The 10951-nt window shown below is 74.2% G+C and carries 1 protein-coding gene; it reads right to left on the reverse strand.

Translation table 11 applies throughout. The features are described 5' to 3' along the window. Positions 1 to 22: 22 nt before the first annotated feature. Complete coding sequence (locus CPH93_RS01260) at positions 23 to 10951, reverse strand: type I polyketide synthase (RefSeq protein WP_096211649.1); 10929 nt, start codon at positions 10949 to 10951, stop codon at positions 23 to 25.

Genomic DNA, 10951 nt, shown 5'->3' on the forward strand with positions numbered 1-10951 from the left:
GGTTCACGCCTCTCCTCACCCCTCATCGTGGCGTGCCACTGCCCTGCGGCCGGGAGCCCGGCAGGGCCTCCATCCAAGCGGTGACGGTCTTCGCGGTGGAGCCCGCGTGGTCCTCCATCATCGTGAAGTGGTTGCCCGGTACCTCGGCCACGGTGTCCGCGCCGTCCCAGGACGCCTGCCACTCCTCCGCCGCGAGCTCTCCGACCTGCTCGACGCTCACCGGCGGCTCACTGGAGCGCACCAGCAGCACGGGGCAGGACAGCCGGTCCGGCGCCCATGCGCCGACGACGTGGATGTACCAGCTCATCGCGGTGAGCCGATCGGAATCCATGTGCGCGAACAGGGACTCGCGGTCGAACATCCCGCCGATCATCTCGCCGGCGAACCGGGTGAAGGGCGAGTCCTCGCGCGGCAGATAGGTGTCCAGCAGCGCGACGCCGACGGGCGGTGTCCCCGCCTTCTCCAGGTAGTGCGCCACGGCCAGGGCCAGGATGCCGCCGGACGACGAGCCGAGCAGCACGAACGGGCCGCCGTCCGCGCACCGCAGCACCGCCTCGGCCTGCACCCGTACGACCGCGTCGAAGGACGCGGGCAGCAGCTCTCCGCGGCCGAAGCCCGGGGTGGGCAGCGCCCATACGTCGCGCGTGCCCCGGTGGACGGAGGCGAACCTGGCGTACTGGTGCACACCGGCGAGCGCCACATACGAGCTGAAGCAGATCAGCACCGGCTCGGCCGGATCCGGGGAGGCGCCGCCGCGTGCGAGGCGTACGGGCGTGCACTGCGCTCCGACGTCCTCCGGCGCGTCGAACGTCGGCCGCAGCCGGGCGGCCGCCTGGAGCAGCGCGAATGCCTCTTCCACCCGTCCCGACTCGCAGGCTCCCCGGAAGAGGGCGCCGAGGGTGTCCTCGGCCCGTCCCGTCGCGGACGGCCGGTCGTCGGATCCTGCGGTGCCGGTACCGGACTGCGGGAGGCCCCCCGCGGTCAGCTCCTCGCCCAGCCGGGCGGCGAGATCCTGTGGGGTGGCGACGTCGAAGACGAGCGTGGGCGGGAGCCGCAGGCCGGTGACGGTGCCGAGCTGGTTGCGCAGCTCCACGGCGGTCAGCGAGTCGAAGCCCAACTCGGTGAAGTCACGGTCCGGTTCGACGTCCTCGGGCGACCCGTGGCCGAGAACCGCGGCGACCTGACGCCGTACCAGATCCAGCAGCAGCGCGTCCCGCCCGCCGGGGCCGGCGGCCGCCAGCCGTGCCAGCAGATCGTCCTGGTCCGCCGCGGACGCGGAGACCGTCCGCCGGGTCCGGCCAGGTGCGGCACCGCCCAGCAGTGCCGCGAGTCCGCCCCGGCCGAGGCCCACGGTGACCAGGGCGGGGTCGCCCGTCGCCAGCGCGGCGTCGAACAGCGCGAGCCCGTCGTCGGCGGAGAGCGGCCGCATGCCACCGCGGGCCATCCGCCGCCGGTCGGTGTCGGCGAGGCCGGTCGTCATCCCGCCGTCCTCGGCCCACAGCCCCCATGCCAGCGAGGTGGCCGGCAGCCCCTGGGCCGCCCGGTGCGCGGCCAGCCCGTCCAGGAAGGCGTTGGCGGCCGCGTAGTTGGCCTGCCCCGCCGAGCCGAAGGTGCCGGCCGCGGAGGAGAAGAGCACGAACGCCGACAGCTTCCGGTCCCTGGTCAGCTCGTGCAGCAGCCAGGCGGCGTCGGCCTTCGGGCGTAGCGTCCGGTCGATCCGCTCCTCGCTGAGCGCGGTGAGCACCCCGTCGTCGACGACCCCGGCGAGATGCACGACGCCGGTCAGCGGGTGGCCCGCCGGGACCGAGTCGAGCAGTGCCGTCACGTCCGCCCGCTCGGCGACATCGCAGGCCACCAGGGAGGCTTCCGCTCCCTGCTCGGCCAGCTCCGCGCACAGCTGCGCCGCCCCGGCGGCCGCGGGGCCGCTGCGGCTCGCCAGCACCAGGTGCCGTACGCCGTGCCGGGTGACGAGATGGCGGGCCAGCAGCCGCCCCAACGCGCCGGTGGCCCCGGTGACCAGCACCGTGCCCTCCGGATCGAACGTGGAGTCCGGGGCCTGGGCAGGCTCCGTACGGGCGAGGTGCGGCAGCCGCAACTCGCCCGCCCGCAGCACCGCCTGCGGAGGGGCGGCGGCCACGGCATCCGCGAGCACGCTGCGGGACGCCTCGCTGTCGTCGAGGTCGAGCAGCCACAGCCGCCCGGGGTGTTCCAGCTGCGCGGTGCGGACCAGTCCGCACAGTGCCGCGCCCGCGAGATCGCTGACGTCCTCCCCGGGCCCGGCGGCGACGGCGCCCCGGGTGACGAGCACCAGCCGGGAGCCGGCGAACCGCTCCTCGGCGAGCCATTGGCGGCAGACGGCGAGGGTGCTCGCGAGCAGTCCCCGGACGTCCGGGGTGTCGGTGCCGCCCTCCGGTGCGCACTCCAGCAGCACGGTGTCCGGCATCGTCATCCCGGTGGCCACCGCGGCCGCCAGCGCGTCGAGATCGGCGTACGACTCCGCGTGCACGCCCGCTGTGTCCAGCGCCTCCGCGATCCCGGCGTCCGAGGGTCCCGCGAACGCGGCGCCGAACGGGCTGCCGAGCACGACCCACCGCGCGGCCTCGGCGCGTGCGGGGAGGGAGGCGGCGGCCTGCCAGTCGAGGCGCAGCGGCACCTCCGGCCCGGCCGGCGGGGAGGCGGGCAGCTGCTCGGGGGTGACCGTGCGCAGGGTCAGCGCATCGGCCGTGGCGACGGGCCGGCCGGAGACGTCTGTGACCAGCACCGAGAAGGCATCGGCCCGGCCCTCGGCGGGCGCCAGACGCACCCGCAGCGCATCGGCCCCCTCGGCATGGAACGTCACTCCGCTCCAGGCGAACGGCAGCATCGCACCGCCGTCACCCGTGCCCTCGGCGTCCCGGCCGCCGACGAGCAGCGTCTGCACGGCCGCATCGAGCAGCGCGGGGTGCAGCGTGAACCGTGCGGCGTCCGCACGGTACGGCTCGGGCAGGGCGGCCTCGGCAAACAGCTCGTCCCCGCGCCGCCAGACGCGCCCGAGGCCCTGGAACGCGGTCCCGTAGGCGAACCCGGCGTCGGCGAAGGCGTCGTACCACTCCCCCGTTCCGACCGGCTCCGCGCCCGCGGGCGGCCAACTGCCGAGGGATTCCGGCTCGTTGGGCGGGGCGGCGGCCAGGGTGCCCTGTGCGTGCCGGGCCCAGGGCGCGGCATCGTCGGCTTCCACCGGCCGGGAGTGCACGGTGAACGACCGGCTCCCGGTGTCGTCGGGTGCGCTCACCGCAACCTGGAGCTGGACCGCGCCCTGCTCCGGGAGGACGAGCGGCGCCTCCAGGGTGAGTTCGGCGAGATGGTCGCATCCGGTGCGGTCACCGGCGCTGACGGCGAGGTCGAGGTACGCCGTCGCCGGCAGGATCACCCTGCCCAGCACCGCATGTCCGGCGAGCCAGCCATGGGTGGCAAGGGACAGCCGCCCCGTGAAGACCACGGATTCCGAACCGGCCACGGTGACTGCCGCACCGAGCAGCGGGTGACCGGCCGCGCGCAGCCCCACGGCGTCCAGGTCGCCCACCCCGGCCACCGCGTCCCACCAGTAGCGCCGCCGCTGGAAGGCATAGGTCGGCAGATCGACGCGGCGGGCACCGGGGAACAGCGCGGACCAGTCGAGCCCGGCGCCCGAGGTGTGGAGCGCTCCGACGGCCGCCATCAGGCCGTGTGTCTCGGACCTGTCCTTGCGCAGCGCGGGGATCAGCGCCCGGTCGCCGTCCAGGCACGCCTGCGCCATGGCGGTCAGGGTGCCGTCCGGCCCGATCTCCAGGAACCGGGTCACGCCCTGCTCCGCCAGCCAGCGGATGCCGTCGGCGAAGCGGACGGACTCGCGGACGTGGCGCACCCAGTAGTCGGGGGAGGCCAATTCCTGTGATGTGGCCAGCTCGCCGGTCAGGTTCGAGACCACCGGGATACGGGGCTCCGCGTAAGCCACGCTGTCCGCGACGGTACGGAACTCGTCGAGCATCGGTTCCATGAGCGGGGAGTGGAAGGCATGGCTGACCTGGAGGCGCTTCACCTTCCGGCCCCCCTCGGACTCGAAGCGCCCGGCGATCTCCGCCACCGCGGATTCCTCGCCGGAGATCACGACCGACTGCGGACCGTTCACCGCGGCGATGCTCACACGCTGCTCCTGGCCTTCCAGCAGCGGCAGCACCTCGGCCTCCGACGCCTGGATCGAGACCATGGCACCGCCGGACGACAAGGCCTGCATCAACCGGCCACGGGCAGCGACCAGACGGCAGGCGTCCTCCAGTGACAGCACGCCTGCCACATGCGCAGCCACCAACTCGCCGATGGAATGCCCCACCAGGAATTCCGGCCGTACGCCGAAGGACTCGACGAGCCGGAACAGCGCCACCTCCACCGCGAACAACGCCGGCTGGGTGAAACCGGTCTGGTTCAGCGTCTCCGCATCGTCGCCAAACACCACGTCCCGCAGCGGCGATGCCAACTCGCCATCGAAGTACGCACACACCGCATCAAAAGCATCCGCGAAGACCGGGAAGGTTTCGTACAACTCCCTTCCCATCTTCCTGCGTTGGGCGCCCTGGCCCGTGAACAGCATCGCTGTTCTGCCCTCGCCCCGTACCACCCCGGTGATGACCTGCGTCGCGGTCTCGCCGGTCGCCAGCGCGCGCAGGTCGCTCAGCAGCTCGTCCCGGGTGCTGCCCACGAGCGCGGCGCGGTGCTCGAAGGCGGTCCGGGTCGTGGCCAGGGAGAGTCCCACGTCCTGCAGGCCGAGTTCGGGCCGGTCTTCGAGATGCGCGTGCAGGCGGCCGGCCTGTGCCTGGAGGGCGTCGCGGGTGGTGCCGCTGAGGGGCCAGGTGACGGGTACGGACGGGGTGGCGGCCGGCGGCGGGGCGGGGGTGGCGGGGGCCTGCTCCAGGATGGCGTGCACATTGGTGCCGCTGATGCCGAAGGAGGAGACCCCCGCCCGTCGCGGCCGGTCGGTCTCGGGCCACGGCACGGTGTCCGTGAGCAGCCGTACGTCCCCTTCCGACCAGTCCACATGGGTCGACGGCCGGTCGATGTGCAAGGTGGGCGGCAGGACGCCGTGCTGGAGCGCCAGCACCATCTTGATCAGGCCCGCCACACCGGCGGCGGCCTGGGTGTGCCCGATGTTGGACTTGACGGAGCCGAGCCACAGCGGCCGGTCGGTTTCCCGGTCCTGCCCGTAGGTGGCCAGGAGCGCCTGGGCCTCGATGGGGTCGCCGAGTGTCGTGCCGGTGCCGTGGGCCTCGACGGCGTCGACCTCCGTGCCGGACAGGCCGGCGCCGGCCAGGGCCTCGCGGATCACCCGCTGCTGCGAGGGGCCGTTGGGGGCGGTGAGGCCGTTCGAGGCGCCGTCCTGGTTGACGGCGGAGCCGCGGAGCAGCGCCAGCACCGGGTGCCCGTTGCGCTGGGCGTCGGAGAGCCGCTCGACCAGGACGACGCCGACGCCCTCGGAGAAGCCGGTGCCGTCGGTGCGGTCGGCGAACGCCTTGCAGCGGCCGTCGGCCGCCAGGCCCTGCTGGCGGCTGAAGTCCAGGAAGAGCCCCGGGGTGGACATCACCGTGACGCCGCCGGCCAGCGCGAGATCGCATTCGCCCGACCGGAGGGCCTGCGCCGCCAGATGGAGGGCGACGAGGGAGGAGGAGCAGGCGGTGTCGACGGTGACCGCGGGCCCCTCCAGACCGAAGGTGTAGGAGAGGCGGCCGGACATCACGCTCGCGGAGTTGCCGGTGCCGAGGTGTGCCTCGGCGTCCGGTGCCGAGGCGAGGGAACGGGAGGAGTAGTCCTGGTAGTTGGTTCCGGCGAAGACGCCGGTACGGCTGCCGCGCAGCGCGACCGGGTCGATCCCGGCCCGCTCGAACGCCTCCCACGACGTCTCCAGCAGCAACCGCTGCTGCGGATCCATCGCCACCGCCTCCCGCGGCGAAATCCCAAAGAAGCCCGCGTCGAAGTCGCCGACGTCATCGAGGAAGCCGCCCGAGCGGGTGTAACTGCGTCCGGGGACCCCCGGCTCGGGGTCGTACAGCGCCTCCACATCCCAGCCACGGTCCGCCGGCCACTCACCGATCGCGTCCACCCCGCCCGAGAGCAGCTGCCAGAATTCCTCCGGCGAACCCACCCCACCGGGAAAACGGCAGCTCATCGCCACGAGGGCGATGGGGTCGTGCTCGTCGGCCGTCGCCTTGGCGGAGACCACCGCGGCCGGGGCCGGCGCCTCGTCGAGGTCCAGCTCGGTGCGCAGCCGGGTGGCCAGTGCTGCCGGGGTCGGGTGGTCGAAGATGAGGGTGGCCGGGAGCCGTTTGCCGATGGCCGTGCTGAGCGCGTTGCGGAGTTCGACCGCCATGAGGGAGTCGAAGCCCAGCTCGCGGAAGGCCCGGTGGGGGGCGACCTCGTCGGGGTCGGTGTGGTTGAGGACGGCGGCGATGTGGGCGCGGACGAGTTCCGACAGGGCCTGGCGCTGCTCCGCCTCGCCCAGGGCGGCGAGTTGCCGGGCGAGTGCGGGGCCTTCGGTCGTCTCCTCCGTCGCCGGTGCGGCTGCGGCACGGGCCCGCTGCGCGTCGGGAAGGTCGGCGATCAGGGGCCGGGGGCGGGCCGTGGTGTAGGCGTGGGTGAAGGTGTCCCATTCGATGTCGGTGACGGCCAGCGCGGTGTCGTCGTGGTCGAGGGCGCGTTGCAGCGCGGCGACGGCCGACTGGGGGTCCATGACGCGGACACCGTGCCGGTGCAGTCGCTCGCCCACGGTGCCCTCGGCCATGCCTGCCTGCGCCCAGGGCCCCCAGGCGATGGAGGTGGCCCGGTGCCCGGCCGCCCGGCGCTGCTGGGCCAGGGCGTCGAGGTAGGCGTTGCCGGGGGCGTAGTTGGCGTGGCCCGGCGCGCCGATGGTGCCGGCGGTGGAGGAGAACAGCACGAAGGCCGACAGGTCGTGCGGGCGGGTCAGCTCGTCGAGGTTGCGGGCGCCGCCGGCCTTCACCCGGAGCACTCCGGCCAGTTGGGCGGGGGTCAGGGAGTTGATCGTTCCGTCGTCGAGTACGGCTGCGGTGTGCAGGACGGCGGTGAGCGGCCGGTCGGCGGGGATCGTGTCGAGCAGGTCTGCGAGCGCGTCCCGGTCGGCGATGTCGCAGGCCGCGAATTCGGTGTGGGTGCCGAACTCGGTAAGTTCCGCGGCGAGTTCGGCGGTCCCGGGGGTGTCGGCGCCGCGCCGGCTGACGAGCAGCAGGTGTGGTGCGCCGTTCCGGGCGAGCCAGCGGGCCACATGGCGTCCGAGGGCGCCGGTTCCGCCGGTGACCAGGACGGTGCCCTGGGGAGTCCAGCGCCGCGTGGTGTCGAGCTCGCCGGTGGCGGCGCGGACCAGCCGCCGGGCGACGACACCGTGCGGCCGGATGGCGAGCTGGTCCTCGTCGCCGATGCCGGCGAGCGCCCGCACCATGGCGGTGGCGGCGGCCGGGTCCAGGGTTTCGGGCAGGTCGAGCAGTCCGCCCCAGCGCTCCGGCTGCTCCAGGGCGACCACCCGGCCGAAGCCCCACACCAGGGCCTGGCGCGGCGCGGTGACGCCGCGCTGCGGATCGGTGGCCACGGCGCCCCGGGTGGCGAACCACAGCGGGGCCTCTACGCCGGTGTCGTCCAGTGCCTGGACGAGGGCGACGGTGGCGGCGAAGCCCCGGGGCAGGCCGGGGTGGGCGGGGTGGTCGTCCTCGTCCAGGGCGAGCAGGGAGACGATGCCCGCGACCGGGGGCAGCGGTGCGTCCGGGGAGGCCGTGCCGCGCAGTGCCGCCTCGATCGTCCCGGCGAGCGCGGCGCGGTCCGCTTCGGCGTCCACCGGCACGAGCACGGGGTGGGCTCCGGCCGCCGAGAGCGCCGTGGTCAGGTCGTCGGCCGGGGTGTGGTCGCCGGTGGTGACGACCAGCCAGGTGCCGCGGAAGGTGGCCGGGGCGGCGCCGGCGGGGACGGGCTTCCAGGTGATGCGGTAGCGCCACGAGTCGGCCTGCGCCCCTTCGCGGTGGCGCCGGCGGTAGTCGGACAGGGCGGGCAGCAGCTCGTCGAGGGTGGCCGGGTCGAGGGCCAGCGCGGCGCCGAGCGTGTCGGCATCGCCGCTCTCGACGGCCTCCCAGAAGCGGGAGTCGGTGGCGTCGCCGGGGCCGCCGCGCAGGGCGGGGGCGGGCTCGGGCCAGTAGCGGCGCCGCTGGAAGGGGTAGGTCGGCAGGCTGATCCGCCGGGCGCCGCCTGTCCCGGCGGGGTCGAGAACCGTGCGCCAGCTGACCGGCCCGCCGGCGACGGACAGTTCGGCGAGCGAGGTGAGGAACCGCCGGGGGCCGCCCTCCCCCTTGCGGAGGGTGCCGACCACGGCGGCGTCCGCGATGTCGAGTGCGTCGAGCGTCTCGCGTACGGCGGTGGTCACCACGGGGTGCGGTGAGGCCTCGACGTAGGCGCGGTAGTCCTGTTCGGCCAAGGAGCGGACGGCGTGTTCGAAGCGTACGGTCCGGCGCAGGTTGCGGTACCAGTACTCGGCGTCCAGCCGGCCGGTGTCGATCCAGTCGCCGGTCACCGTGGAGAAGAACGGGGTGGCGCCGCTGCGCGGGCTGACCGGTGCCAGGTCGGCGAGCAGTTGCGCACGGATCTCCTCGACCTGCGCGGAGTGCGACGCATAGTCGACCGGTATCCGGCGGACCTGGGCCCCGTCGGCCTCCAGCGCGGCGAACAGCTCGTCGAGAGCGTCCGCTGCTCCGGAGACGACCACGGAGCGGGGGCCGTTGACGGCGGCGACCGAGATGGCCTCGCCCCAAGGTGCGAGGCGCTCCTCGACCTCGGGCAGCGGCAGCAGGACGGACATCATGCCGCCGCGCCCCGCGAGTGCGGTCAGCGCGCGGCTGCGCAGGACGACGACCCGGGCGGCGTCCTCCAGGCTCAGCGCCCCGGCGACACAGGCGGCGGCGATCTCGCCCTGGCTGTGCCCCACGACGGCGTCGGGCTCCACCCCACGGGCGCGCCAGAGCCCCGCCAGGGCGACCATCACGGCGAACAGCGCGGGCTGGACGACATCGACGCGATCGAGGGACGGCGCCCCCTCCGCACCGCGCAGCACCTCGTCCAGGGACCAGCCGGAGAACCGTTCCACGGCCTGGGCACACTCGGTGAAGCGGGCGCGGAACTCCGCATCCGTATCGAGGAGTTCGGTGGCCATCCGGTCCCACTGGGAGCCCTGGCCGGGGAAGACGAAGGCGGTCCGGCCGTCCGCGCCGCTCGTGCCGCGCACCACTCCGGGGGCCGGAACGTCGCGGGCGAGCAGGTCCAGGCCGCGCAGCAGCTCCTCGTGGTCGGCGGCGATCACGGTGGCCCGTTCCTCGAAGGCCGTACGGGTGGTGGCCAGCGACCAGGCGAGGTCGCGCAGCGGCGGCGCCGGCCGGTCGGACAGCCGCTCGTGCAGCCGGGCGCTGAGCGTACGCAGCGATTCCGCGGTGCGCGCGGAGAGCGGGAAGGCGAGTGGCCGGGAGCCGGCGTCCGTCGCGGGGACACCGTCGGCCTCGGGGACGGGCTCTGGGGCCGGGGCCTGTTCGAGGATGACATGGGCGTTGGTGCCGCTGACGCCGAAGGAGGAGACCGCGGCCCGGCGCGGCCGCCCGTGGTCGGGCCAGGGAGTGGCGTCGGCGAGCAGCGAGACGTTCCCCGCCGACCAGTCGACGTGGGACGAGGGCCGGTCGAGGTGCAGCGTCGAGGGCATCAGCCCTTCGTGGAGGGCGAGCACGGCCTTGATGACACCGGCCACGCCCGCCGCTGCCTGGGTGTGCCCGATGTTGGACTTGACGGATCCCAGCCACAGCGGCCGGTCGGTCTCCCGGTCCTGCCCGTAGGTCGCCAGGAGCGCCTGGGCCTCGATGGGGTCGCCGAGTGTCGTACCGGTGCCGTGGGCCTCCACCATGTCGACGTCCGCCGTGGCCAGGCCCGCGCCGGACAGCGCCTGCCAGATGACGCGTTGCTGGGAGGGGCCGTTGGGGGCGGTGAGGCCGTTCGAGGCGCCGTCCTGGTTGACGGCGGAGCCGCGCAGGACGGCGAGGACGGGGTGGCCGTGGCGCCGCGCGTCGGAGAGCCGCTCGACCAGGAGCATGCCCGCGCCCTCACCCCAGGCGGTGCCGTCGGCCGCGTCGGCGAACGCCTTGCACCGGCCGTCGGCGGCCAGTCCGCGCTGCCGGCTGAACTCCAGGAACAGACCGGGCGTGGACATCACGGTGACCCCGCCCGCCAGCGCGAGGTCGCACTCCCCCGACCGGAGGGCCTGCGCCGCCAGATGGAGGGCGACGAGCGAGGAGGAGCAGGCGGTGTCGACGGTGACCGCGGGCCCCTCCAGGCCCAGCGCGTAGGAGATCCGGCCGGACACCACGCTGGCGGCGTTGCCGGTGCCGATATGGCCTTCCAGCCCCTCCGCGGCGCCGAGCAGCAGCGCGGTGTAGTCCTGCCCGTTGGTGCCGGCGAAGACGCCGGTACGGCTGCCGCGCAGCGCGGCCGGGTCGATCCCGGCCCGCTCGAACGCCTCCCACGACGTCTCCAGCAGCAACCGCTGCTGCGGATCCATCGCCACCGCCTCCCGCGGCGAAATCCCGAAGAAGCCCGCATCGAAACCGCCGACGTCATCGAGGAAGCCGCCCGAGCGGGTGTAACTGCGTCCGGGGACCCCCGGCTCGGGGTCGTACAGCGCCTCCACATCCCAGCCACGGTCCGCCGGCCACTCACCGATCGCATCCACCCCACCCGCAAGCAGCCGCCAGAACTCCTCCGGCGAACCCACCCCACCGGGAAAACGGCAGCTCATCGCCACGATCGCCACCGGCTCCTGGCGCCCGGCCTCGACTTCCTGGAGGCGCTGGCGGGTCTGGTGGAGGTCGTTGGTGACCTTCTTGAGGTACTCGAGGAGCTTCTGTTCGTTCAT

The organism is Streptomyces sp. 2323.1 (assembly GCF_900221035.1).
Lineage (GTDB): Bacteria > Actinomycetota > Actinomycetes > Streptomycetales > Streptomycetaceae > Streptomyces > Streptomyces sioyaensis.